Below are 21,824 nucleotides of genomic sequence, written 5' to 3' on the forward strand. Positions count from 1 at the left end.
GGACTTGTCGATCTCGCGCGGCGGCACGGCAGAAGCGTCGGCCGAGCCCATCACTTCATCGCCATCGAAAGGAACAGCCTGGCCTTGGCCCAGTCACGCTGCACGGTGCGCTCGGTCACGCCCAGGGTTTCAGCGATCTCGGGCTCGGTGAGGCCGGCGAAGTAGCGCATCTCGACCACCTGGGCCAGCCGGGCGTCCATCGCGGCAAGCTCTGCCAGGGCCTCGTGCACACGCAGCACTTCGTCGTCGCGCTGGGGTGCCAGGTCGGCAATGCCGGTGTTGAAGGTGACCTGCTGCAGCGCACCGCCGCGGCGCTCGGCCTGGCGGGCGCGCACCTGGTCGATCACGATGCTGTGCATGACCCTGGCGGCATAACCCAGGAAGTGCTTGCGATCCGGGAAGTCCAGCCCGCCCGCACGCTGCAGCCGCAGGTAGCTCTCGTGCACCAGCGCGGTGGCGTCCAGCGTCAGGTCGCCGGACTGGCGCAGCCGGCTTCCGGCAATGCGGCGCAGGTCGGCATACAGGCGGGCGACGACTTCATCGGCCGCAGCGACGTCCCCCGCGCTGGCCTGGCGCAGCAACCGGGTGATGTCAGCGCCATCCGGCGGAGCGGTGGGGTCGGCGGCGGGCGGAAGCGTCATGAAAACCATCGGCGAGGAACAACGACCGGGCGACAGCAGGCAGCCATGCCACCGCTGGTGCCCGCACTCTATCGCAGGCCAGGCGAAAGTTTTCTGGCTGGCGATGTCGGGATCGCGCGGCCCATCGCGTTTGTGCAGGAGAGAGCCTGTCACGCAGCCACGGTCAGGGAGGTCCATGCGAGACCCCCGCCCTGCGTGCCAGGCCCTCGCCCCCGAAGGCAACGCCCGAACGCACGCCGCGCACCATGCCAATGCCACCTGAGGACCCTGCCATGTATGCCGTTGAAACCCAGTACCTACCCACCCTGCCGGTCATCTTCCAGCAGCGCCAGGCTGAAGATCGGCATGGCCACGGACCCCACACCATGGATCGCCTGAGTTTTGTCCAGCTGGTGCACCGGCACCTGAACCAGGCCCGCCGCCACGGCACCTGCCCTGCCGTGCTGCTGGTGACGCTGCAGGCGGCCGAGGGCCGGCACACGCTCATGGCGCCGGCGCAGCATGCGGAATGGATGCACACGCTGCAAGAGCGGCTGCGCCAGCAATTGCGACGCTCCGATCTGCTGCAGCCGCTGGAGGGCGGCTGCATGGGCGTGCTGCTGCTGGACACGCAGGCCGAGGCCCTGCCCAGGATCCAGCAGCGGCTTCAAAAGACCATGGCGTGGCCGCTTGAAGACGGCGCAGCGGGCCCGAGGCCCCAGTTGCGCATGGGTGCGGCGGCGGACGGCCTGGAGCACGGGCAGGAGCCCAGCGCAGAGGCGCTGGTCTGGGCGGCGGAGCGGGCGCTGCAGCCCATCCAGGTGACCTGAAACAAGGCCTGCGGCACAAGAGCCGCCCGCAGAACGCTCAGGCTGCGGCGGGCTTCACCAGCGACAGCGGCGGGCCGAAGCGGCGCACCACGGACTGCTCGATGCCGGCGGCGTCCAGGCCGCAGCGGGCCAGCAGCTGCGCGGTGTCGCCGTGTTCGATGAACTGGTCCGGCAGGCCCAGTTGCAACACCGGCACCGCCAGGCCTGCGGCGGCCAGGCACTCCAGCACCGCGCTGCCGGCACCACCGGCGATGCAGCCCTCTTCCACGGTCACGAGGTGGTCGTGGGTACGGGCGAGTTCGAGCACCAGCGCTTGGTCCAGCGGCTTGACGAAGCGCATGTTGGCAACCGTTGCACCCAGCTTTTCAGCAGCGGCCAGTGCAGGGTACAGCAGCGTGCCAAAGGCCAGGATGGCGATGCGCGAGCCCTTGCGGCGCACTTCGCCGCGACCCCAGGGCAGGGTCGACAGCGCAGGCTCGACGGCCACGCCAGCACCCGCGCCGCGCGGGTAGCGCACAGCGGCCGGGCCGGCATGCGCAAACGCGGTAGACAGCGCCTGGCGGCATTCGTTTTCGTCGGCCGGTGCCAGCACTGCCATGTTCGGCACGCAGCGCAGGTAGGCCAGATCGAAGGCACCGGCGTGGGTGGCACCGTCGGCACCGACCAGGCCGCCGCGGTCCACCGCGAAAACCACCGGCAGGTTCTGGATCGCCACGTCGTGGATCAGCTGGTCATAGCCGCGCTGCAGGAAGGTCGAATAGATCGCCACCACCGGCTTCAGGCCTTCGCAGGCCAGGCCGGCGGCAAAGGTCACCGCATGCTGCTCGGCAATGCCGACGTCGTGATAACGCTTGGGGAAGCGCTTCTCGAACTCCACGAGGCCGGAGCCTTCGCGCATGGCCGGCGTGATGCCGACCAGGCGTTCGTCCGCCTCGGCCATGTCGCACAGCCACTGGCCGAAGACCTGGGTGAAGGTGGTCTTGGGCGGCGTGGCGGGCTTCTGGATGCCGACCTTGGGGTCGAACTTGCCGGGACCGTGGTAGTTGACCGGGTCGGCCTCGGCCAGCTCGTAGCCGTAGCCCTTCTTGGTGACCACGTGCAGGAACTGCGGGCCTTTGGCGTCGCGCAGGTTTTCCAGCGTCGGCACCAGCGAATCGAGGTCATGGCCGTCGATCGGACCCACGTAGTTGAAGCCGAATTCTTCAAAGATGGTGCCGGGCACGACCATGCCCTTGGTGTGCTCCTCGAAGCGCTTGGCGAACTCGTACAGCGGCGTGTTGCGCAGCACGCTCTTGGCGCCTTCGCGCGCCGCAGCGTAGAACTTGCCACTCATCAGCCGCGCCAGGTAGCGGTTCAGCGCACCCACCGGCGGCGAGATCGACATGTCGTTGTCATTCAGGATGACCAGCATGTCGGGCAGGCCGGCTGCGCCCTGGTAGCCGCCGTGGTTCAAGGCCTCGAAGGCCATGCCGCCGGTCAGCGCGCCGTCACCAATGACGGCCACGGCCTTGCGGTTCTCGCCCTTCAGCCTCGCGGCATGGGCCATGCCCAGCGCAGCCGAGATCGAGGTCGACGAATGGCCCACGCCAAAGGTGTCGTATTCGCTCTCGCAGCGGCGCGGAAAGCCGCTGATGCCACCCAGTTGCTTCAGCGTGGCCATGGCTTCGCGGCGGCCTGTCAGGATCTTGTGCGGATAGGACTGGTGGCCCACATCCCAGACCAGGCGGTCATGCGGCGTGTTGAACACATGGTGCAGCGCGATGGTCAGTTCCACTGTGCCGAGGTTGGACGACAAGTGCCCGCCGGTGCGGCTGACCGATTGCAGCAGGAAGTCGCGCAGTTCCTGGGCCAGGGTCTTGAGCTGCGCACGGCTCATCTGCCGCAGTGCCTCCGGACCCTGGACGCTTTCCAACAGCGTGTTTTGACTCATGCGATTCGCTCCGCTGAACTCTTGTAATGTGCGCTGGCCAGGGTGTCGCCCTCAGTGTTCCCGGTCGACCACCAGGTCGGCCAGCCAGCCCAGGTGCTTCGCGGGCAGCCCGCTGCGCTCCAGCGCCTTCAGCGCCTGCTCGTGCAGTGCGCGGGCATAGGCCAGCGCCGAGTCCAGGCCCAGCACCGAGACATAGGTCGGCTTGTTGGCATCCATGTCCTTGCCCGCCGTCTTGCCCAGCACCTCACTGACCTGGGTCACGTCGAGGATGTCGTCCATCACCTGGAAAGCCAGGCCGATGGCTGCACCGTATTCGGACAGGGCCTGCCAGGCGGGGGCGCTGATGGTGCCGCAAGCAGCGCCCATCAACACGCTGGCTTGCAGCAAGGCACCCGTCTTGCGGCGGTGCATGTCGCGCAGCACGGTTTCGCTCAGCGGCTTGCCGACGCTGGCCAGGTCGATCGCCTGGCCGCCAGCCATGCCGGCATGGCCAGCGGCACGCGCCAGCAGGCCGACCAGCCGGGCCTGCAATTCGGGCGACACCGAGCCGTCTTCCGGCGTCAGCACCTCGAAGGCCAGCGCCTGCATCGCATCGCCGGCCAGCATGGCCTGGGCCTCGCCATATTGGACATGCACCGTGGGCTTGCCGCGGCGCAGCGCGTCGTCGTCCATGCACGGCATGTCGTCGTGCACCAGCGAGTAGGCGTGGATCAGTTCGACCGCCACCGCGGCGCGCGTGGCCGCTTCGGCGTGGCCGAGGCTGGCGTCGCAGGCGGCGCGCACCAGCAGCGGGCGCAGGCGCTTGCCACCGTCCAGCACGGCGTAGCGCATGGCTTGACCCAGGCCGACCGGTGCATCGGCCGGCACCAGGCGGTCGAGCGCTTGCTCGATGGACCGCAGTTCCTCTCGGACCCAGCGATCCAGATCTTCATTCGTCATGCAGCTGCCCAGGGCTTGAGTTGCCCTTCCTCCAGAACCTTGACTTGTACTTCAACTGCCTGAAGCCGCTCACGGCAGAAGCCCAGCAGCACCGCGCCGCGCTGGTAGCTCTCCAGCAGGCGGTCCAGCGGCATCTGGCCGGTCTCCATCGCCAGCACCAGTTGGTCCAGCTCGGCGACCGCGTCGTCGTAGCTCGCGGGCAGGGGGCTGGCGGATGAAAGCAACTCGCTGGGCATTTCGGCAGGTGAAAATTTAGCGCGATTGTAGTCAGGGTCTGCCCGAGGTCTGGCGGAAGATCCGGTCATGTTGCCGAATGCAAAGCGCATTTGGTGAAAATTCCCATCGTCTGGCAGACCTGTTGCTTTCCCTTGGTTAGAATGCCAGACCGCCCTCTCCTTGCCGAGAGGGCTTTTCATTTGTCACAAACCCATCCGCGGGGCCACCGGGTGGGGGGTTTACAGACATGTTTTTTGGAGATCCTGGGGATCATGTCGGACCTGAGCATCAAGCTGGAAGCTCTGGAGCGCGCGCGCTCGCAACTCTCTGTCAGCACCTACTTCGATGAGGATCTGTTCCGCCGTGAACAGGAACTCATCTTTCAGCACGGACCGCGCTACCTGGCGCACGAACTGTCCGTTCCCGAAATAGGCGACTTCTACGCCCTGCCGCAGGAAGGCGAGGGGCGTGCGCTCGTGCGCTCGCGCAACGGGCTGGAGCTGATCTCGAACGTCTGCCGGCACCGCCAGGCGGTGATGTTGAAGGGCCGTGGCAACACGCGCGCCAACATCGTCTGCCCGCTGCATCGCTGGACTTACGACCTGCAGGGCCAACTGGTGGGTGCACCGCACTTCGACCACGACCCCTGCCTGCACCTGAACAACTACAAGCTGCGGACCTGGAACGGCATGGTCTTCGAGGACAACGGCCGCGACGTGGCCGCCGACCTCGCGCAACTCGGCCCCCGCGCCGACCTGGACTTCTCCGGCTACGTGCTCGATCACGTCGAAAAGCACGTCTGCAACTACAACTGGAAGACCTTCATCGAGGTCTACCTGGAGGATTACCACGTCGGCCCGTTCCACCCAGGCCTGGGCCAGTTCGTCACCTGCGACGACCTGAGCTGGGAGTTCGGCAAGCACTATTCGGTGCAGACGGTGGGCGTCAACGGCGGGTTGGAGCGGGCCGGTTCGCCGGCCTACCAGCGCTGGCACGACGCGGTGATGAAGTTCAACGGCGGCCGGCCGCCCAAGCAGGGCGCGATCTGGCTGACCTACTACCCGAACATCATGATCGAGTGGTATCCGCACGTGCTGACCATCTCGACGCTGTACCCGCAAGGGCCGCAGAAGACGCTCAACGTGGTCGAGTTCTACTACCCCGAGGAGATCGCAGCCTTCGAGCGCGACTTCGTCGAAGCCCAGCGCGCGGCGTACATGGAGACCTGCGTCGAGGACGACGAGATTGCCGAGCGCATGGACGCGGGCCGCCATGCGCTGCTGCTGCGCGGCGATGATGAAGCCGGGCCGTACCAGAGCCCGATGGAAGACGGCATGCAGCACTTCCACGAGTGGTACCGCAAGGTGCTGGGCATGGGCCGCCGGCCCTGGTGAAATTTCTTTTGTGGGTGCTGTAAGAACCGCGCGGCTGGTGCGACTGACGTTCAGCCCGGATGACAAGTCCGGGTCGCCTTCCTGAAGGAAGCGCCGTCTGTTTCTTCATCACCATCACAGGAGTCATCCCATGTTCCATACCGCCAAGACCGGTGTCGCCATCGCTGCTGCAGCCGCCGCCATGTTCACGATGGGCGTGGCCCCGCTGGCCGCGCACGCGGCCGATGGCGCCGTGCACTGCACCGGCGTCAACAGCTGCAAGGGCACGTCCGAGTGCAAGACCGCCAAGAACGAGTGCAAGGGCCAGAACAGCTGCAAGGGCCAGGGCTGGGTCAGCAAGTCCTCGGCTGCGGAATGCACCAAGGCCGGCGGCACCGTGGCCAAGTGACCCCCACGCCCCCCTGCCAGGGGGCTGCCCCCCCGAGGGGGCTCGCGCAGCGGACCGGCAAAGCCGGATCCGCGCACGCCACTTGACCATGCGGTGGCGCCTGCGGCGCGCCGCACCTGACACCATGCCCAACTTGACCGGCTTTGGCCTGGGCTTGCGGCCCGAACATTACGCCGACTTCCGCCGGCAACCCGCGCCCGCATGGGGTGTGGACTGGCTGGAGGTGATCAGTGAAAACTACCTGGTACCCGGCGGCAAGCCGTTGGCCCACCTGGACGCCGTCCGCCGTGACGTGCCCATGGTGATGCACGGCGTGTCGCTGTCCATCGGCGGCACCGACCCACTGGACATCGACTACCTGCGCCAGCTGCGTGCGCTGGCGCAGCGCATCGAGCCCGGCTGGGTCTCGGACCACCTCTGCTGGACCGGCGTGGCCGGCACCCAGCTGCACGACCTGCTGCCGGTGCCCTACACCGAGACCAGCCTGCGCCATGTGGCCAGCCGGGTGCAGCAGGTGCAGGACACGCTGGGCCGGCCGCTGGTGCTGGAGAACGTCTCCAGCTACGCCGCATGGGCAGGCGACGAAATGAACGAAGCCGAGTTCCTTGCCGCCTTGCTGCAGCGCACCGGCAGCGAGCTGCTGCTGGACGTCAACAACGTCTTTGTCAGCGCGCACAACCACGGCTTCGACGCCAAGGCTTTCATCGACACCCTGCCGCTGGGCCAGGTGCGCCAGCTGCACCTCGCGGGCCACAGCGAGGAAACGCACGGCGGCCGCAGCTGGCTGATCGACACGCATGACCAGCCGGTTTGCGATGGGGTCTGGGACCTGTACCGCCACACGCTGCGCCGCTTCGGCCCGCTGCCCACCATGATCGAACGCGACGACCACATCCCGCCGCTGCCGGAGTTGCTGGCCGAACTCGCGCTGGCACGTGGACATGCCGTGCAGGCCTTGGCCGAAGTGCCGGAGGCCGCATGACGCTGGACAGCTTGCGCAATGCCCAGCTCGCACTGGCCGCTTTGATCCAGCAAGCGGAGGCGCCACCCGCCGCCGCCTTGCCGCCGCTGCTGCGCGCACTGCACGGCAGGCCCGAGTCGCCGCAGGTCTCGCTGGGCATCTACCGCAACGCCTGGCGCGGCCGCCTGATTGAAGCGCTGCGTTCCAACTACCCCGTGCTGCACCGCGTGCTGGGCGACGACGACTTCGCCGAGCTGGCCATGGGCTTCATCGCACATCACCCGCCGCACACGCCGTCCATCCGTTGGTTCGGCGCCGCGTTGCCCGCTTACCTGCAGCAACAACCGAATGCGCTGCCCCACCCTGCACTGTCCGACCTGGCCCGCATGGAGTGGGCGCTGGGCCTGAGCTTCGACGCAGCCGACGCCGCGCCGCTGGATGGCGCGCAGCTCGCCACGCTGGCGCCGCAAGACTGGGTCGGCCTGCGCTTGGCCGCCCATGCTTCGCTGCAGTTGCTGGAACTCGACTGGGCCGTCGAGCCGCTGTGGCAGCAGCTCACGCATGCGCCGGAAGATGCAGACACCAGGCCGCCCGAGCCGCTGCAGCATCAGTTGCTGGTCTGGCGCCAGGCGCTGGACACCCGCTGGCGTTCGCTGCAGACCGAAGAAGCCGCGCTGCTGCAGGCCACGCTGGCCGGTGTGCCGTTTGGCGAGCTGGGCCATGTGGCGGCGCAGCAGGTGGGGGACGAAGCCGCGCCTGGCCTGCTGGCCTCGGCGCTGCAGACCTGGGTCAACCAGGGACTGCTGGTGATGCGGGTCAGGTAAGCGTCCGTCATATCCGGCAGCGCACAAAAAACCTGCTTGCTTGCGTGAATTCATCGCATCCGGAACGGCCCCGACGCGGGTTTTCCTTGGAAGGAAAGCCAACCTGTCGGCGGACGCCATCCCTAGAATCAGTCCCTCGTCCCCACGCCTTGCCACGCCGACAGAGGAGCACCCCCATGTTCGACGATCTGGAAGACGGTTCGCACCTTGGCCTTTGGGTCACCGCAGGTCTGCTGGTCATGCTGTTGTTGGGCTTGGTAGGCGGGCTATGGGTGCAGCAGCACCGAGCAGCGAAAACGCTTCGCGTCAGTTCCGGTCCGCACCTCAGCGCGCCGGCGCCAGCCGTATTGGCCGATACCCAGCCAGGCATGCAGCTCCGCTGAAAGTCCGCCGGCGATGCCCTGGTGGGCAGCAGGGTGGCGCGCCGCGCCACAATACCGCCCCCATGCCCGGCATTCACATCACCGACATCGAATCGGCCATCAACTGGTGGCGCGAGCGCTCTCCTTCTGCCGACGGCATCTCCGCCTGCCCCGAAGTCCGGGCGCTGGCCGAGGTCTATGCGCTGATGGTCTATTACCACGAGCCCGAGGCAGACGAGGCCAGCATGCCCGCGCGCGCCCGCGCTGCCTGGCTGGACTGGTACGCCAGCACGCCGGACGCGCCCTGCATCGCCATCTGCTCGACCGCCCAGGGCGACCCGATCTGCAAAGGCTGCGGCCGCAGTGAAGACGAGGTGCAGCACTGGCCGCAGCTGAGCCCGGTGGAAAAGCGCCAGGTCTGGCGCCGCATCACGCTGGACGCCAAGGCCTGGCGCTTCAATCGCTATGCCGAGCGTGCGCGGCTGTCTGGAGGCAGCCCGCAGGAGCCGCCACCCGACCCCCAGGCTGAACCAGCCTCCCCTTCCAGCCCGCAGCCGACAGGCGGCCCTCGGTGAGCCGCGTGCTCCCCGCCCAGAGCGCAGGCCACGCCAGCGCCGGCAGCCGCTTCGCGCGCTGGCAGGCCGACGTGCGCGAGCTTTTGCCGCTGGCCTGGCCGGTGGTCATCGGCCAGTTGGCGATGCTGGCCTTCAACACCATGGACACGATGATGGTGGCGCGCCATTCGCAGGCCGACCTGGCTGCGTTTGCGGTCGGCGCCGCGGCCTACATCACCGTCTTCATCGGCTTCATGGGCGTGCTGCTGTCCGTGGCACCGTTGGCCGGGCAGCTGTTCGGCGCCGGGCGCATGGAAGCCGCGGGCGACCAGGTGCACCAGGGCATCTGGCTGGCGCTTGCGCTGTCGGTGCTGGGCTGCCTGCTGCTGACCTTTCCGCAGCCCTTCCTGTGGCTGGCCAAGGCCACGCCCGAGGTCGCCGCCAAGGTCAGGGGCTACCTGCTGGCACTGGCCTGCTCGCTGCCGGCCGCGCTGATCTTCACCGTGGTGCGCGGCTTCAACACCGCCGTCTCGCGGCCCAAGGCGGTGATGCTGCTGCAGGTGGGCGGGCTGGCGCTGAAGCTGCCTGTGACCGCGCTGCTGGTCTTTGGCGTGCCGTCGCTGGGACTGGCGCCACTGGGCGTGACAGGCTGCGGCATCGGCACCGCCACGGCACTGTGGGCCCAGTTGCTGGGCGCCTGGTGGCTGATGCGGCGCGACCCGTTCTACGCGCCCTTCCAGCTCTGGCGGCGTGGCCTGCATGCGCCGCACTGGCCGGCCCTGAAAGCGCTGCTGCGGCTGGGCGTGCCCATGGGGGCGTCCATCCTGGTGGAGGTCACCGCCTTCAGCTTCATGGCCTTGTTCATCGCCCGGCTCGGCACGGTGGCGGTGGCCGGCCACCAGATCGCCATCAACCTGGTCTCGATGCTGTTCATGGTGCCGCTGGCGCTGGCCAACGCCACCAGCACGCTGGTCGCGCAGCGCATTGGCGCCGGTGACCTGCCGCACGCACGCCGGCTGGGCTGGCACGGCCTGGTGCTGGGCATGCTGCTGGCCGCGCTGCTGGGCGGTGCGGTGTTCATCGGCCGGCGCGCGGTGGTCGGCCTGTACACGGCAGACCTGGCGGTGGTGGCTGCCGCGCTGCCGCTGCTGGCCTGGCTGGCGCTGTTCCATGTGGTGGACGCGATGCAGACCATCGTCGCCTACACGCTGCGCGCCTGGCGCATTGCCACCGCGCCCATGGTCATCTACGCCTGTGCGCTGTGGGGCGTGGGCCTGGGTGGCGGCTATGCGCTGGCCTTCAACCTGAGCGGCACGGTGCCGGAGTCGCTGCAAGGCGCGCCCGGCTTCTGGACCGCCGCCTTTGCCGGCCTGACGGTCGCCAGCCTGGGCCTGACCGGCTTCATGGCACTGGTCCTGCGCCGCACGGCGAGCTGATTCAGCGCCGCGGCGACAGCACCAGCAGCCGGTCCGCCGGCAGCGTGATCATGAAGCAGCTGCCGCCGCCTTCTTGCGGCAGGCAGCTCACCTCGCCGCCATGCCGGCGCGCGATCTGCCGCACCAGCGCCAGCCCCAGGCCCACGCCGCCTTCGCGCTCGGCATGGCCGGCCATGCGGTAGAACGGCTCGAAAATGCGCTCGCGCTCTTCCTCCGGCACGCCCGGCCCGCGGTCGCAGACCCGCAACAGGACGCGCCCGCCGCCCGCTTCCTGGTGCAGCGTGGCGCTGATCTCGGCGCCACCGTAGCGGCGCGCGTTTTCCAGCAGGTTGCGCACCGCGCGGCGCAGCAGCCGGTCGCTGCCCTTGACGATCAAGGCATCGCCAGTCACCTCGGCCTGCACCCGCGCGCCCTCCTCGGCCAGCAGGCCCAGCAGGTCGACCGGGTCACCCAGGTCCATTGCCGCACCCGCCTCCAGCCGGCTCGACAACAGCACTTCCTCGACCAGCGCGTCCAGCTCGCCAATGTTGACGTTGATCTCGCGCCGCAGCGACTTCTTCAGCGCCGGTGGCGCGTCGTCCTCGAACATCGAGATCGCCATCTTCAGCCGCGCCAGCGGCGAGCGCAGCTCGTGGCTGGCATTGGCCAGCAGGCTCTGGTTGGCCTGCATCAGCGTTTGCAGGCGGGCGGCGGCCTGGTTGAAGCTGGTCGCCAGCGCCGCCACTTCGTCGCGCCCTTCTTCCTTGACGCGGTGGTCCAGCGCCCCGGCGCCAAAAGCCTCCACGCCGCGCTTCAAGGCCTCCAGCCGCCGGGTCAGCCCCCGCACCACGGGATAGGCGCCAGCCGCCACGGCAATGAACAGCAGCATCAGCAACACCAGCAAACCCACGCTGGCCGGCCACTCGCGCGGCAGCCCCGGCATGTCCCAGCCAAACGGCATCGCGGTGCGGCTGACGATGCGCCGGTTCATCAGGCTGCCGCGGTCCTCCCCGGGCGGCGGGCCGCCCAGGCCATCCGGCGGCGCGCCAGGCGGCCCCTGCAGCTCGGCCCCCCCACCGGGACCACCAGGTACATCGCCCGGGCGTGGCCCATCGTCCAGGTCACCGCGCGGGCCCCGGAAGTCCCGCATCGGCGGCCGCATGATCCACAGCTTGCGGCCATCGTCGAGCTGCAACATGACGGGCCGGCCGCGGCCCTCGGCCAACAGGCGGGTATAGCTCTCGGACTGGGCAATCACCTTGCCGCGCTGGTCGCTGAGCGCCAAGGGCATGCGCAGCCGCTGCGACCATTCCTGCAAGGCCTTGGCCTGGTCCTGGCTGGGGGCATCCCGCTCGGGCAGCGAGTTCTGGATCAGTGTGCCCCAGCCCGCCATGCGCTCGGCCATTGCCGCCTCGGCACGGGTGTGCTCCTGCTCCAGGTGCCGCTGCAGCAGCCAGCCGGAAACCAGCGCAAACAAGGCCAGGGCGGCCACCACGGTGAGCCAGATGCGCAGGTAGAGGGATTTCAAGGCGTCTTCACGACAACTGCCGGCGCAAGGCCGGCAGCGTCAATCTCCAGGGGAAGTGGGGCAGGCAGGGCCGCGGGATGCAAGCCTCAATCGGCATCCTGCTTGCGGGCAAAGACGTAGCCGGTGCCGCGCACCGTCAGCACCCGCTTCGGGTTCTTCACGTCGTCCTCGATCACCGAGCGAATGCGCGAGATGTGCACGTCGATCGAACGGTCGAAGGCTTCCATCGGGTGGCCCTTCAGCGCATCCATGATCTGGTCGCGGCTCAGCACCCGGCCGGGGCTCTGTGCCAGCACCACCAGCAGCTCGAACTGGTGGCCGGTCAGGTCGCAGCGCTTGCCGTCCAGCCGGGCCTCGCGGGCGCCCAGGTCGATCTCCAGCCGGCCAAAGCGCAGCAGTTCCTCGCTGACCTGGTCAGGGGCTGCGCGGCGCAGCAAGGCCTTGACGCGAGCCAGCAACTCGCGCGGCTCGAAAGGCTTGGGCAGGTAGTCGTCCGCGCCGATCTCCAGGCCGACGATGCGGTCCATCGGCTCGCCGCGGGCCGTGAGCATCAGCAGCGGCAGGCGGCGCAGCCTGGCGTCGGCGCGCAGTTCGCGCGTCAGGTCCAGGCCGTCGCCGTCGGGCAACATCAGGTCAAGGACCAGCGCATCGACCGGGGTGCCACGCAGTTTCACGCGGCCCTCGGCCAGCGAGCTGGCGGTTTCAACGTCGAAGCCGTGGCCGCGCAGGTAGTCACCCACCATCGCGGTCAGCCGGGTGTCGTCGTCGATCAGCAGGAGTTTGGCTGCAGACATCTCGATCGGTGCACCGAGGCCAGGGCCGCCCTGGCGGGCGAGGCGCACGGTTTGTTGGGCAAACGTCATGGTATCGCCCTCCTGGCTCAGCTGCGCGGAGTGCCCGGACGGGCATCGGGGCCAGCATCGGGCCGGCCGTCCGGGCCGGGACCGGGGCGACCGTGCGGCTCGCCGTCATGTCCCATGTGCGCCAGGCGTTCGCCCATCTGCTGGCGCTGCTCCGGCGTCAGCACCTTGCTGGCGGCCAGCATGCCCTGGGTCACGCGGCGGCTGATGCTGTCCTCGCGGCTCATTGCCCGCTGGCGCAAGGCCTCGACTGCCGCCGGGTCCACGGTCGGCTGGGTGAACAGCTTGCCCAGTTGCTCATGCTCGCCGCGGCCGGCCTCGTGCAGGGCCTTCACGTCGTCCCGCATCGCGCCGACGATCTTGCGCAGCTCGGCGCGCTGCTCGGGCGTGGCCTTCAGCTCGTCGAGCAAATGGTCCAGCGGCGGGCCTTCGGGTGGCAGGCCACCACCGCGGCCTACCATCATCATCGCGGGCATGAAGCCACCGCGGGGCATGCTACCGGCCCCGGGATGCGGACGCTCCTGCTGCTGCGCAGGCTGCATCTGGCCCGGCGCTTCGTGCGCAGAAGCCATGGCCACCAGGCCCAGCCCGCCGATCAGCGACAGCAGCAGGCCCAGGCCGACCAGGCGAACCTGGCGCGAAGTCGTGTTCTTCATCGTGTGTCCTCTCGTGCTGTTGCATTGGCACAGCGTGGAGTGAATGCTCGCGGCCACGTGTTGGTCCGGCTTGAGCGCGCCGTAAAGATGCGTAAACCGCGGCCCGGAACCGCGTCAGATGTCTCGCATTCAAGGCACCGCCCAGACGGCATCACCCGCCACCGCAAAGCGTTGCCGCCCCGGAGCCGGCGCCACGCTCGCGCCGCCGGTGAATTCGCCGAAAGCCGGCAGCACCAGCAGTCCGGCGTCGTCCGGACCGGTCCGGTCCAGGCAGAAACACGGCATGCGCAGTTGGTCGCGCCCCGGGCCTTGCAGCGTCGCAGCCGGGTGCAGGTGGCCCGCCAGCACGCGCTTGCCAGGCAAGCGCTGCGGGTGATGGCAAGCCAGCCAGTCGCCGGCCTCGTCCAGCGGCCAGGGTTCGTCCACCACGTGAATGCCCAAAGACGGCGGCGGGTCGCCCGCGCGAAGGTCATGGTTGCCCCGCACCAGCACGACCGCCAGCGCTGCGTGCGACTCGCGCCAAGCCTGGGCTGCGGCCAGCACAGCCCGCGTCCGGGCTTGCGGCGCGTGCAGGAAGTCGCCGAGGAAGACCAGTTGCGTGGCGGGGCATGCAGCCAGCAGCGCGTCCAGCCGCGCCAGGTTGGCCACCGTGGTGCCTGCGGGCACCGGCTGGCCCAGCGCGCGGAAGGTCGCCGCCTTGCCCAGGTGCAGGTCCGCCACCAGCAGCACGCGCCGCGCCGGCCACCACAGCGCGCGCTCGGGCAGCAGCCAGAGTTCCTGGCCGGCCCATTCCAGGCGATGGTGCCGCGGCGTGCTCACAGCAAGGGCAAGGGGCGGGATGGCCGGCGTGGGCGACGCCGCTTGCCGGGCTCGCCAGTGTCGCGGTCCTGTGAAAAGGCCAGGCCCTGCTGCACCGCGGGCGCCGCAGCTTCCGGCGCGGCGTCGCCCGTGCTCTTGGTGGCGGCGGCTTCGAGCTGCTGCACCATGCGCGCAATGCGCTCGGCCAGCGGCTCGTTGCTGAGCCGTTCGCGGAAGCGCTCGACCATCAGCGGAAAGGCCAGCGGCGTGGGCCGCTTCGGCGCCTGCAGCACCAGGTCGCGCGCATGCATGCGCCGCAGCGCAGCCTGCAGCCGTTCGATGTCCAGCTCGTTGGCCAGCAGCTCCTGCTCGGCCTGCTGCAGCAGCGGGTTGGCCGGGTCGTACTTGCGGAACACCTCGTAGAACAACGCGGACGAGGCCTGCAGTTGCCGATTGCTGCGCCGCTCGCCCGGGTAGCCCTGCGTGATCAAACCGGCAACGCGGGCGATCTCGCGAAAGCGCCGCTGCGCCAGCTCGCTGGCGTTCAGGCTGGCCATCACCTGGGCCAGCACGTCGGCCTCGGTGTCCAGCAGCACCGGCAGCTGCTGCGCCCAGTCGCGCTCGGTGGCGCTGAGCAGCTCGAAGCCGTAGTCGTTGAACGCCATCGAGAAGGTGCCGGGCGACAGCTCGGCCGCGCGCCAGGCCAGCAGGTTGGCCAGGCCCAGGTGCACCTGGCGGCCGGCAAAGGGGTACAGGAAAAGATGCCAGCCTTCGCGCGTCTTCAGCACCTCGGCCAGCAGTGTGCCCGGCGCCGGCAGCCGGGACCAGGCCTGCTGCACCGCCAGCAGCGGCCGGGCAAAGGGCAGCTCGGGGCTGTCGTAGCGGCCCGCGTCGGCCTCGGCGAACTGCTGGACCATCGCATCCGCCAGCGTGGTGGACAGCGGCATGCGCCCGCCGTTCCAGCGCGGCACCGTCGCCCGGCCGGCGGGCGCACGTTTGACCAGCGCGCTCATCTGATGCACCCGCACCAGTTCCAGCAGCCGGCCGGCGAACAGGAAGCGGTCGCCCGGCTTCATGCGTGCGATGAAGCTCTCTTCGACCTGCCCCAGCCGCGCACCGCCGACGAATTCCACCGTCATGCTGGCATCGCTGACGATGGTGCCGATGTTCATGCGGTGGCGCCGCGCCACCGCCGCGTCCGGCACGCGCCAGCGGCCGGTGTCGTCTGCGGCCACGCGGCGGTATTCCGGGTAGGCGGCCAGCGACGGCCCGCCGCGCGTCACGAAGTCCAGGCACCACTGCCAGGCCTCGGGCGACAGCGCCGCATAGGCCGCCGTGCGCCGCACCTCGGCGTACAGCGCGTCGGGCTCGAAACCGCCACCCAGCGCCACCGTCACCAGATGCTGCACCAGCACGTCCAGCGGCTGATGCGGCGTGCGCCGGGACTCGATGTGGCCCGCCGCCACCGCGGCCCGCGCAGCCGCGCCTTCGATCAGTTCCAGGCTGTGCGTGGGCACCAGCGTGATGCGCGACGGCCGGCCCGGTGCGTGGCCCGAACGGCCGGCGCGCTGCAGCAGCCGCGCCACGCCCTTGGGCGAGCCGATCTGCAGCACCCGCGCCACCGGCAGGAAGTCCACGCCCAGGTCCAGGCTGGAAGTGCAGACCACTGCCTTCAGCTGCCCGGCCTTCAACCCGGCCTCGACCCACTCGCGCGTCTCGCGCGCAAGCGAACCGTGGTGCAACGCGATCTGCCCGGCCCAGTCCGGCCGCGCGTCCAGCAGCGCCTGGTACCAGAGTTCCGCCTGCGAACGGGTGTTGGTGAAGACCAGCGAGGCCGGGCTGCCGTCCAGCTCGGCCAGCACCTGCGGCAGCATGCGCAGGCCCAGGTGACCAGCCCAGGCAAAACGCTCGGCGGTGGGTGGCAGCAGCGTGTCGATCTGCAAGGCCTTGGGCAGCTGCGCGCGCACCAGCCGGCCCGGCCGGCCCGGGCCCAGCAGCGTGGCCATGGCTTCATCCAGGTTGCCCAGCGTGGCCGACAGCGCCCAGGTCATTGGCCATGCGCCGCGCGCCAGCACCTGCAGCCGCGCCAGTGCCAGCTGCACCTGCACGCCCCGCTTGTTGCCGAGCAGCTCGTGCCATTCGTCCACCACCACCAACCGCACCGTGCCCAGCACCTCCGCCACATCGGCCCGAGCCAGCATCAGCGACAGGCTCTCGGGCGTCGTCACCAGCGTGGTCGGCAGGCGCTTGTTCTGCGCGCTGCGTTCGGCGCTGCTGCTGTCACCCGTGCGCAGGCCCAGCGTCCAGCGCGCGAGCGGCGTGGTCCCGTCGCGCAGCGCCAGCAGCGGCGCCTCCAGCGCGCGCTGGGTGTCCGCGGCCAGCGCGCGCATCGGCGTGATCCACAACACCGTCAGCGGGGGCGCGGCCTTGCCCGTCGCCCGCACTTGGTCGGCCAGCGCCAGCAGTGCGCCCAGCCACACCGCATAGGTCTTGCCGGCACCGGTCGTCGCGTGCAGCAGGCCGGATTCACCGCGCTGCATCGCGGCCCACACCTCGCGCTGGAACGGGAACGGCGACCAGCCCAGGCCTTCCCACCAGGCTGCGAGCGCGTCCTCGGTCGGTGTCACGCCTTGGCTCCCGGCAGCAGCAGCGACAGCGTCTGCAGCGTGTCGGCCTCGCTCACCGGCTTGTCCTGCCGCCAGCGCAGCATGCGCGGAAAGCGCACCGCAATGCCGCTCTTGTGGCGCGGGCTGCGGGCGATGCCTTCGAAGCCCAGCTCGAAGACCAGCGTGGGCTCGACGCTGCGCACCGGCCCGAAGCTCTCGCGCGTGGTGCGGCGGATGATCGCGTCGACCTGCTTCATCTCCTCGTCGGTCAGCCCCGAATAGGCCTTGGCAAACGGGACCAGCGCGCGGGCCGGGTCTTCGGGCGGACCGTTCCACACGGCGAAGGTGTAGTCGGTGTAGAGGCTGGCACGGCGACCATGGCCGCGCTGGGCATAGACCAGCACCGCGTCCACCGCATACGGCTCGATCTTCCACTTCCACCACACGCCGTCCACCCGGGTGCGGCCGCTGCCGTAGGCCGAGGCCTGCGACTTCAGCATCAGCCCTTCGACACCCAGCGCACGCGACTGCGCCCGTTGCTCGGCGAGGCCCGCCCAGCCCTGCGCCGTGGGCACGCGCGGGCTGAGCCGCAGCGAAGGATGCGGATGCGCCGCGACCAGCGCTTCCAGCCGCGCGCGGCGCTCGTGCTGCGCCACCTGCCGCAGATCCTGCCCGCCCTGTTCCAGCAGGTCATAGGCCAGCAGCGCCACCGGCAATTCGCCCAGCAGCTTGGGCCCCAGCGTCTTGCGGCCGATGCGGCGCTGCAGTTCGGCAAACGGTTGCACCAGCCCGCCTCGCCAGACGACCAGCTCGCCGTCCAGCACCGTACCCGGCGGCAGCACCGCGGCCAGCGTGGCGACCTCGGGAAAGCGGTCCGTCACCAGTTCCTCGCCGCGCGACCAGAGCCAGGCCTGGCCCTCGCGGCAGACCAGCTGCGCGCGGATGCCGTCCCACTTCCACTCGACCAGCCAGTCGTCCGGCGAGCCCAGCTCCGCGGCCAATGCCTCTGGCGTGTCCACCGCAGGCGGCAGCGGGTGGGCGAGGAAAAACGGATACGGGTGACCGCCACGCGCGGCCGGCAAGTCCTCGCCGTCGACCACTTCGGCAACCGGCTCGACCAGGTGCGCCCAGGCTGTCTCGTCCGGCCGCGCCTGCGGGTGCGTGTAGCCCATCAGCCGCTGTGCAATCGTCTTGGCGTCCACGCCCGCCACCGCGGCCAGCGCCTGCGTGACCTGCAGCCGAGAGACGCCAACACGCAGCGCGCCAGTGATCAACTTGAGGTAGACGAACCGCTCGTCGTCCGGCAGCGTGCGCCATTGCAGCAGCAGCTCGGCCACGCGCTGTTCGTCGCCCAGCTCGCGCAGCGGCAGCAGGTGCAGGTTGATCCACTCGGCCAGCGGCCGGCGCAGTGGCGCTTCGGCCGGCGGCAGCAGCAGCGCAATCGTCTCGGCCAGGTCGCCCACGGCTTCGTAGCATTCGTCGAACAGCCATTCCGGCAGCGCCGCGGCCTGCTGGGCCAGCGTGCGCAAGACCTTGGTTGGCACCAGCTGGCGCGGCTTGCCGCCCGCCAGCACGTACACGGCCCAGGCCGCATCGGCCGGCAACGCGGCGCGCAGGTAGCGCTGCAAAGCGTCCTGCTTGGCGCGGGTGGACGTGGAGGCGTCCAGCGCGCGGTAGAGCGCGGCGAAGTCCTTCATGCGGCTTCGCCTTCGGTGGGGGCTTCAGGCGCTGCAGCAGTGTCGGCCTCGCTGCCGCCCTCGCCTTCATACTCGGTGCGAAAGCCTTCGGCCTGCAGACCCTGCTCGGTCAGCCAGCGGACCATCACCGGCACGCTGCCGTGGGTGACGATGACGCGCTGCGCACCGGTCGCCTTGATCGCGCTTTGAAGGCCCGGCCAGTCCGCGTGGTCGGACATCACGAAGCCACGGTCCACGCCGCGCCGCCGCCGCGCGCCGCGCACCAGCATCCAGCCGCTGGCAAAGGCGTCCGAGGCATTCGGGAAGCGCTTCATCCAGGGCGAGCCCAGCGCCGAAGGCGGCGCCACGACCAGCGCGCGCTTGAGCTCGGTGGCCGAGCAGTCCGATGCCAGCCGCGTCTCGGGCAGCGCCACGCCGGCGGCGCGGTAGGACTGGTTGACCGCCTCGACGGCGCCATGCACCACCAGCGGCCCGGTCGAAGCGTCCAGCCCCGCGAGCAGCCGCTGCGCCTTGCCGAAGGCATAGGCGCCCACCACACTGGGGCGCCCCGCCGCCGCGTTCTCGGCCCACCATTGCTGCACCTCGGCCATCAACCGCGCCGGGGTGGGCCAGCGGTAGATCGGCAGGCCGAAGGTGGATTCGGTGATGAAGGTGTGGCAGCGCACCGCCTCGAAGGGCGTGCAGGTCGGATCGACCTCGACCTTGTAGTCACCCGACGCGACCCAGACCTCGCCCTGCCACTCGATGCGCACCTGCGCCGAGCCCAGCACATGCCCCGCCGGGTGCAGCGAGATGCGCACGCCTTGCTGCGTGATGACCTCGCCGTACTCGACCGTCTGCAGCGTGATCTCGCCCAGCCGGCCGCGCAGCACGCCGGCGCTGGCCACATGCGCCAGGTAGTGGCCGTGGCCCACCCGGGCGTGGTCCGAATGGGCATGGGTGATGATGGCCCGCGCCACCGGCCGCCAGGGGTCGATGTAGAAATCGCCGGGTGGGCAATACAGCCCCTCGGGACGGGCGACAACCAGGTCCATCGAGCGACGCTAGCACGCCGCCGCCGGCTGGCGTGTCAGCGAAGGCCGACTCGCGCCCCCTGCACAGTAGGTGTTTTGCGAGCCTGCACCTGCCGCCTACGATGGCAGGCACGACAAACGCCAGGGAAGCCCATGCCACGTTTCGCCATCGCCTCGTTCGCCGCACTCCTGCTGAGCGTCTACACACAGGCCCAAGCCGCTCCGCCGGCCGAGATGCCGCTCAAGCCAGCCTTCGACTACGCCTTCCCTCTGCAGGAAATGGCCAAGCTGCGGCTGGCCCGCCTGGGCGACGGGCAGACGCCGACCGAATTCCGGCTGAACCAGTGGATCCACATGCGCGCACTGCTGGGGCCTGCGGACCGGCGCGTGACGGCGCCGAACAACGACACGCTGTATTCACTGGCCTGGCTGGACCTGGCCAACGGGCCGGTGCGGCTGTCGCTGCCCGATACCAAGGGCCGTTACTACTCGGTGGCGGTGCTGGACATGTACACCAACAACGTCGCGGTGCTGGGCCGGCGCACCGGCGGCACCCGGGCGCGCGAAGTGCTGCTGGTCGGCCCGCGCTGGCAAGGCCCGCTGCCCGAAGGCCAGCAGGTGGTGCAGAGCACGACCAACGACGTGCTGCTGCTGTCGCGCATGCTGGTGGACGGCCCGGCGGACCTGCCGGCCGTGCATGCGCTGCAGGACCAGCTGAAGCTGACGCCGCTGGCCCAGGCGCCCGCGCAGCCGCTGTGGATCAGCGCGCCGCTGGTGCCGGCCAGCGACACCAGCCCCATGGCCGCCGCGCGGCGCTACCTGGAAATGGTCAACGAAATGCTGGCGCGCAACCCGCCGCCCGCCTACGAGCAGGCCAAGCTGGACGCCTGGGCCGCCATTGGCGTGTGCGGTGCGCGGTGCCGCTGGAACCAGCTGTCGCCCGAGATCCAGCAGCGCTGGGCCACCGAACTGCCCGGCCTGCTCGCCGAACTCAAGCGCAATGCCAGCCTGGGCAAGCCGCAACCCGGCGGCTGGACCAAGCCGCTGGACACGCTGGGCGACTTCGGCACCGACTACCGCTACCGCGCCGACGTGGCACTGACCGGCTTGCTGGCCTTGATCCCGCCGGAGGACAGCAATGCCACGGTGAAGGTCGACGGCCGCGGTGAGCCGCTGAGCGGGCAGCACCGCTACCGCCTGAGCCTGCCGGCTGGCGGCATGCCGGTGGACGGCTTCTGGTCGCTCTCGATGTACCAGGAAGAGCCCGACGGCCGGCTGTTCTTCACCGACAACCCGCTCAAGCGCTACACGCTGGGCGACCGCACGCCGGGCCTGAAGCGAGGCGCGGACGGCAGCGTGGTGATCGAGGTCGGCAACAGCCAGCCCACGGACGCCGCTGCCAACTGGCTGCCGGCACCCACCGGCCCGTTCATGCTGGTGATGCGTGCCTACCAGCCCAGGGCGGAGGTATTGGACGGTCGCTTCCAGATGCCGGCGGTGCAGCGGCTGGATTGAGATCAGGAACGGCGTGGGAACAGCGCTTGCCCATGGGCTGTGTGCGGCGAGGTATTTCTCTCGTCATGCAGCCGCCGGTCGGAAGCTACCTGTCTTATGCGTAAAACATTGTGCGTAAAACAGGGATGTGCCTTCCGGTAACTCTTACTTCAAACTGGAAGCTTCAACGATGTACAAGAAAATCCTGGCCGCAAGTGCTCTTTTGGCCTCCATGAGCATGGCGCACGCCTTCGTGAACTCGGCGATTGCGCTGGATGGCTATTGCGACAGTTTCACCGACCTCACCACCGAAGGCCAGACCGGCGCCGCCGGCACCTGGCACAACGTGGACTGCAATGGCACCACGCTCACCACCGGCGGCGCGCAGGTTCGCACCGGCACCGACCTCCGCATCGGCTACGTGCTGGGCAGCAGCGGTGCGGCGATGCTGATGCCAAGCGGCAAGGAAGTGACCTGGTGGATCAAGGACGACAAGACCTGGACCGTGTATGACTGGCAGGGCGTGGTGCTCAACCAGGGCACCTGGACCGCGATGCCGCGCGGCACCCTGGCGCCGAGCGGCAGCGCACCGAGCGTGATCGGCCGCTGAACCCAGCCGCCTGACGCAAAAGGCCGCCTCCGATGGGAGGCGGCTTTTTTTTGGTTCTTCACCCAACTCCGGGGAAGGCGGCGCGGATTTTGAGGAAGAAATAGGCGTCGTCGCGGAAGCCGTAGGCCA

At 69.5% G+C, this 21,824-nt stretch carries 21 protein-coding genes; 10 read left to right on the plus strand and 11 right to left on the minus strand.

Translation table 11 applies throughout. The features are described 5' to 3' along the window. Positions 1 to 50: 50 nt before the first annotated feature. Positions 51 to 641 carry an ECF-type sigma factor gene (locus tag LRH25_RS20795; RefSeq protein WP_141287842.1) on the minus strand — a complete coding sequence of 197 codons (591 nt, stop codon included), beginning with the start codon at positions 639 to 641 and terminating at the stop codon, positions 51 to 53. Between the two features lie 272 nt (positions 642 to 913). On the opposite strand from LRH25_RS20795, the gene LRH25_RS20800 reads away from it, so the two are divergent. Next, positions 914 to 1,450: a GGDEF domain-containing protein gene (locus LRH25_RS20800; protein WP_231012120.1), complete on the plus strand. Its 537-nt coding sequence runs from the start codon at positions 914 to 916 to the stop codon at positions 1,448 to 1,450. Between the two features lie 37 nt (positions 1,451 to 1,487). On the opposite strand, the gene dxs is transcribed toward LRH25_RS20800, so the two are convergent. The 3 genes from dxs to xseB are packed head-to-tail and all read right to left on the minus strand — an operon-like array spanning position 1,488 to position 4,555. After that, positions 1,488 to 3,380: a 1-deoxy-D-xylulose-5-phosphate synthase gene (gene dxs / locus LRH25_RS20805; protein ID WP_231012121.1), complete on the minus strand. Its 1,893-nt coding sequence runs from the start codon at positions 3,378 to 3,380 to the stop codon at positions 1,488 to 1,490. Positions 3,381 to 3,431: 51 nt separating this feature from the next. Continuing rightward, on the minus strand, positions 3,432 to 4,319 hold the full coding sequence (locus LRH25_RS20810; protein WP_141288387.1) for a polyprenyl synthetase family protein: 888 nt from the start codon (positions 4,317 to 4,319) through the stop codon (positions 3,432 to 3,434). Further along, on the minus strand, positions 4,316 to 4,555 hold the full coding sequence (gene xseB, locus LRH25_RS20815; protein ID WP_141288394.1) for an exodeoxyribonuclease VII small subunit: 240 nt from the start codon (positions 4,553 to 4,555) through the stop codon (positions 4,316 to 4,318). Before xseB ends, LRH25_RS20810 begins: the two co-directional genes overlap by 4 nt. 252 nt (positions 4,556 to 4,807) lie before the next feature. Here xseB and LRH25_RS20820 point away from each other — a divergent pair, with 252 nt between their 5' ends. From LRH25_RS20820 to LRH25_RS20850, 7 genes are all read left to right on the plus strand, one after another. Further along, on the plus strand, positions 4,808 to 5,929 hold the full coding sequence (locus LRH25_RS20820) for an aromatic ring-hydroxylating oxygenase subunit alpha (RefSeq protein ID WP_141288388.1): 1,122 nt from the start codon (positions 4,808 to 4,810) through the stop codon (positions 5,927 to 5,929). 130 nt (positions 5,930 to 6,059) lie between these two features. Next, positions 6,060 to 6,317: a BufA2 family periplasmic bufferin-type metallophore gene (gene bufA2, locus LRH25_RS20825; RefSeq protein WP_141288389.1), complete on the plus strand. Its 258-nt coding sequence runs from the start codon at positions 6,060 to 6,062 to the stop codon at positions 6,315 to 6,317. A 124-nt stretch (positions 6,318 to 6,441) separates the two neighbouring features. Then, positions 6,442 to 7,299, plus strand: coding sequence for an MNIO family bufferin maturase (bufB, locus tag LRH25_RS20830; RefSeq protein WP_141288390.1), 858 nt, complete (start codon positions 6,442 to 6,444; stop codon positions 7,297 to 7,299). Further along, the gene (locus LRH25_RS20835) at positions 7,296 to 8,102 is read left to right on the plus strand and encodes an HvfC/BufC N-terminal domain-containing protein (protein WP_141288391.1); all 807 of its coding nucleotides are present in this window, start codon (positions 7,296 to 7,298) and stop codon (positions 8,100 to 8,102) included. Before bufB ends, LRH25_RS20835 begins: the two co-directional genes overlap by 4 nt. 176 nt (positions 8,103 to 8,278) lie before the next feature. Further along, complete coding sequence (locus LRH25_RS20840) at positions 8,279 to 8,485, plus strand: hypothetical protein (RefSeq protein ID WP_141288392.1); 207 nt, start codon at positions 8,279 to 8,281, stop codon at positions 8,483 to 8,485. 62 nt (positions 8,486 to 8,547) lie between these two features. Continuing rightward, positions 8,548 to 9,039 carry a DUF3717 domain-containing protein gene (locus LRH25_RS20845; protein WP_231012122.1) on the plus strand — a complete coding sequence of 164 codons (492 nt, stop codon included), beginning with the start codon at positions 8,548 to 8,550 and terminating at the stop codon, positions 9,037 to 9,039. Beyond that, positions 9,036 to 10,454 carry an MATE family efflux transporter gene (locus LRH25_RS20850; protein WP_231012123.1) on the plus strand — a complete coding sequence of 473 codons (1,419 nt, stop codon included), beginning with the start codon at positions 9,036 to 9,038 and terminating at the stop codon, positions 10,452 to 10,454. Before LRH25_RS20845 ends, LRH25_RS20850 begins: the two co-directional genes overlap by 4 nt. 1 nt (position 10,455) lies before the next feature. Here LRH25_RS20850 and LRH25_RS20855 read toward each other — a convergent pair whose 3' ends face one another. From LRH25_RS20855 to LRH25_RS20885, 7 genes are all read right to left on the minus strand, one after another. Further along, on the minus strand, positions 10,456 to 11,961 hold the full coding sequence (locus LRH25_RS20855) for a sensor histidine kinase (RefSeq protein ID WP_231012124.1): 1,506 nt from the start codon (positions 11,959 to 11,961) through the stop codon (positions 10,456 to 10,458). Between the two features lie 86 nt (positions 11,962 to 12,047). Then, positions 12,048 to 12,755, minus strand: a complete 708-nt coding sequence (locus LRH25_RS20860; RefSeq protein ID WP_141291081.1) for a response regulator — start codon at positions 12,753 to 12,755, stop codon at positions 12,048 to 12,050. Positions 12,756 to 12,841: 86 nt separating this feature from the next. Next, the gene (locus LRH25_RS20865; RefSeq protein ID WP_141291079.1) at positions 12,842 to 13,477 is read right to left on the minus strand and encodes a Spy/CpxP family protein refolding chaperone; all 636 of its coding nucleotides are present in this window, start codon (positions 13,475 to 13,477) and stop codon (positions 12,842 to 12,844) included. A gap of 129 nt (positions 13,478 to 13,606) precedes the next feature. Next, positions 13,607 to 14,296, minus strand: coding sequence for a ligase-associated DNA damage response endonuclease PdeM (gene pdeM, locus LRH25_RS20870; RefSeq protein WP_231012125.1), 690 nt, complete (start codon positions 14,294 to 14,296; stop codon positions 13,607 to 13,609). Continuing rightward, the gene (locus LRH25_RS20875) at positions 14,293 to 16,902 is read right to left on the minus strand and encodes a ligase-associated DNA damage response DEXH box helicase (RefSeq protein ID WP_231012126.1); all 2,610 of its coding nucleotides are present in this window, start codon (positions 16,900 to 16,902) and stop codon (positions 14,293 to 14,295) included. Before LRH25_RS20875 ends, pdeM begins: the two co-directional genes overlap by 4 nt. Next, entirely contained in the window at positions 16,899 to 18,578 is a 1,680-nt protein-coding gene (locus LRH25_RS20880; protein ID WP_231012129.1) for an ATP-dependent DNA ligase, read from the minus strand. The genes LRH25_RS20875 and LRH25_RS20880 overlap by 4 nt, the downstream gene beginning before the upstream one ends. Continuing rightward, on the minus strand, positions 18,575 to 19,612 hold the full coding sequence (locus LRH25_RS20885) for a ligase-associated DNA damage response exonuclease (RefSeq protein WP_231012131.1): 1,038 nt from the start codon (positions 19,610 to 19,612) through the stop codon (positions 18,575 to 18,577). The genes LRH25_RS20880 and LRH25_RS20885 overlap by 4 nt, the downstream gene beginning before the upstream one ends. 132 nt (positions 19,613 to 19,744) lie before the next feature. On the opposite strand from LRH25_RS20885, the gene LRH25_RS20890 reads away from it, so the two are divergent. Next, positions 19,745 to 21,106: a DUF1254 domain-containing protein gene (locus LRH25_RS20890; protein ID WP_231012132.1), complete on the plus strand. Its 1,362-nt coding sequence runs from the start codon at positions 19,745 to 19,747 to the stop codon at positions 21,104 to 21,106. Positions 21,107 to 21,275: 169 nt separating this feature from the next. Then, a complete protein-coding gene (locus LRH25_RS20895) occupies positions 21,276 to 21,695 on the plus strand; it encodes a hypothetical protein (RefSeq protein ID WP_141291951.1) in 420 nt (139 codons plus the stop codon). Positions 21,696 to 21,824: the final 129 nt, after the last annotated feature.

This window comes from Ideonella azotifigens (assembly GCF_021043325.1).
Classification (GTDB): domain Bacteria; phylum Pseudomonadota; class Gammaproteobacteria; order Burkholderiales; family Burkholderiaceae_C; genus Ideonella; species Ideonella azotifigens.

What these genes read in the sequence shown, in the direction of transcription:
- xseB (WP_141288394.1), bottom strand. Translation starts at nt 4,555, where the DNA reads ATGCCCAGCGAGTTGCTTTCATCCGCCAGCCCCCTGCCCGCGAGCTAC.
- LRH25_RS20895 (WP_141291951.1), top strand. Translation starts at nt 21,276, where the DNA reads ATGTACAAGAAAATCCTGGCCGCAAGTGCTCTTTTGGCCTCCATGAGC.
- dxs (WP_231012121.1), bottom strand. Translation starts at nt 3,380, where the DNA reads ATGAGTCAAAACACGCTGTTGGAAAGCGTCCAGGGTCCGGAGGCACTG.
- bufB (WP_141288390.1), top strand. Translation starts at nt 6,442, where the DNA reads ATGCCCAACTTGACCGGCTTTGGCCTGGGCTTGCGGCCCGAACATTAC.
- LRH25_RS20885 (WP_231012131.1), bottom strand. Translation starts at nt 19,612, where the DNA reads ATGGACCTGGTTGTCGCCCGTCCCGAGGGGCTGTATTGCCCACCCGGC.
- LRH25_RS20795 (WP_141287842.1), bottom strand. Translation starts at nt 641, where the DNA reads ATGACGCTTCCGCCCGCCGCCGACCCCACCGCTCCGCCGGATGGCGCT.
- LRH25_RS20810 (WP_141288387.1), bottom strand. Translation starts at nt 4,319, where the DNA reads ATGACGAATGAAGATCTGGATCGCTGGGTCCGAGAGGAACTGCGGTCC.
- LRH25_RS20845 (WP_231012122.1), top strand. Translation starts at nt 8,548, where the DNA reads ATGCCCGGCATTCACATCACCGACATCGAATCGGCCATCAACTGGTGG.
- LRH25_RS20800 (WP_231012120.1), top strand. Translation starts at nt 914, where the DNA reads ATGTATGCCGTTGAAACCCAGTACCTACCCACCCTGCCGGTCATCTTC.
- LRH25_RS20890 (WP_231012132.1), top strand. Translation starts at nt 19,745, where the DNA reads ATGCCACGTTTCGCCATCGCCTCGTTCGCCGCACTCCTGCTGAGCGTC.
- bufA2 (WP_141288389.1), top strand. Translation starts at nt 6,060, where the DNA reads ATGTTCCATACCGCCAAGACCGGTGTCGCCATCGCTGCTGCAGCCGCC.
- LRH25_RS20835 (WP_141288391.1), top strand. Translation starts at nt 7,296, where the DNA reads ATGACGCTGGACAGCTTGCGCAATGCCCAGCTCGCACTGGCCGCTTTG.
- LRH25_RS20865 (WP_141291079.1), bottom strand. Translation starts at nt 13,477, where the DNA reads ATGAAGAACACGACTTCGCGCCAGGTTCGCCTGGTCGGCCTGGGCCTG.
- LRH25_RS20860 (WP_141291081.1), bottom strand. Translation starts at nt 12,755, where the DNA reads ATGTCTGCAGCCAAACTCCTGCTGATCGACGACGACACCCGGCTGACC.
- LRH25_RS20840 (WP_141288392.1), top strand. Translation starts at nt 8,279, where the DNA reads ATGTTCGACGATCTGGAAGACGGTTCGCACCTTGGCCTTTGGGTCACC.
- LRH25_RS20820 (WP_141288388.1), top strand. Translation starts at nt 4,808, where the DNA reads ATGTCGGACCTGAGCATCAAGCTGGAAGCTCTGGAGCGCGCGCGCTCG.
- LRH25_RS20880 (WP_231012129.1), bottom strand. Translation starts at nt 18,578, where the DNA reads ATGAAGGACTTCGCCGCGCTCTACCGCGCGCTGGACGCCTCCACGTCC.